This window comes from Streptococcus sp. GMD6S (assembly GCF_000297015.1).
The window spans coordinates 1-818 of the sequence record NZ_AJRH01000208.1 but is presented as its reverse complement, the minus strand read 5'-3'; the positions used below and the strand labels follow the sequence as shown (position 1 = coordinate 818).

Here is an 818-nt window from a genome sequence, read left to right as displayed (position 1 = left end):
GTTATGAAAAAACGCATATTTCTCACAATGTTACTTTTAGGAGGATTGATAATGATAGGATTGGCAGGGTGTGGAGAAAATAAAAATAGTCGAGAATGGATTGAGAACAAAGTCTCCGAGGTCAGTCGTGTCTATCCAACCGAGAATCTGTTTGACTTGTTTAAGCAATTTCCGGAAGGGTTTGAGGTCTATCAAGTATACATGAATGATAAAGTTAGCATAAAAATATACTTAACCGGAAATAGTCAGTTCAAGACGATAACTGGTAAATTAATTCGAAAAGATTTAAAGTTAGAAAAAAAGACAGACATTATAGATGTTAATTACATAGAACAGCAATTTATTTTTTCAGATGAAGAAAGAGCGAGGGAAATTTGGGAACTTAAAGGTTTTCTGTTTCAAGAATTAACGATTAATAAAAGTATTTTATCTGAGTTTAAATTAGAAAATAAGAGTTATAACAGTGTAACTAATGGTTTTGACATATCTTATAGTGTGAATAATCCAATAATAAACAAATTTTTTAAAATGGATGGTCTTAAAAATGGCGTATTAGAATTTGGAAGCTCTTTGCAGAGTAATGATTATTACTATTATTCTGTTGTTGTTGATTACAAAGACGGTTATTATTTTAGAGAAACAGTGTCTAATGGAGAGTTGAATAATGGTGAGTAGTGGTATTCCAACTTTAGATGCTTCTAATCTAACTTATAAATTTGAATAAGATGCAAGGAAATGTTGCTTTTATGGTATATTATAAGGGAACTATGATTAGCTATTTTGTTGAATATCATAAATAAGGAGAAGGTTATGAAAAA

Annotated in this window: 1 protein-coding gene; it reads left to right on the top strand. The window is 29.7% G+C overall.

Features of this window, described 5'->3' with window-relative positions; all coding sequences use genetic code 11:
* The first annotated feature begins 3 nt into the window (after positions 1-3).
* Positions 4-675: a hypothetical protein gene (locus GMD6S_RS09715; RefSeq protein ID WP_000745946.1), complete on the top strand. Its 672-nt coding sequence runs from the start codon at positions 4-6 to the stop codon at positions 673-675.
* Positions 676-818 lie beyond the last annotated feature (143 nt).